The 236-nt window shown below is 58.9% G+C and carries 1 protein-coding gene; it reads right to left on the bottom strand.

The genetic code is table 11. The features are described from left to right. Positions 1–236 (bottom strand): hypothetical protein (locus PQR62_RS25620; RefSeq protein ID WP_408160902.1); only part of this gene is annotated, 236 nt, incomplete at both ends.

The following is a 236-nucleotide window of genomic DNA, read 5'->3' as shown; positions in this document are numbered from 1 at the left end:
CCCGAATAGTCCACCGTGTCGATGCCAAGACCGCCGGTAAAACTGTTCGCCACGGCGCTGGCGATGAAGGTGTCGTTGTAATCCGTACCGATGACGTTTTCGATGTTGAAGTAGGTATCGCCTGCAGCGAATCCACCACTGCCGGTGCCGGCAGCCAGATTGACGGTCACGCCATTGCCGTCGTTGGCCTTGGCATAGCTGACCGTATCGACACCGGCGCCACCGTCGAAGCGATT

The sequence above is a fragment of the Herbaspirillum lusitanum genome (assembly GCF_046025995.1).
In the GTDB taxonomy this organism is placed as follows: Bacteria; Pseudomonadota; Gammaproteobacteria; order Burkholderiales; family Burkholderiaceae_D; genus Herbaspirillum; species Herbaspirillum lusitanum_A.
The sequence above is the reverse complement of the archived record's forward strand: the minus strand, read 5'-3'. Positions and strand labels throughout refer to the sequence as shown.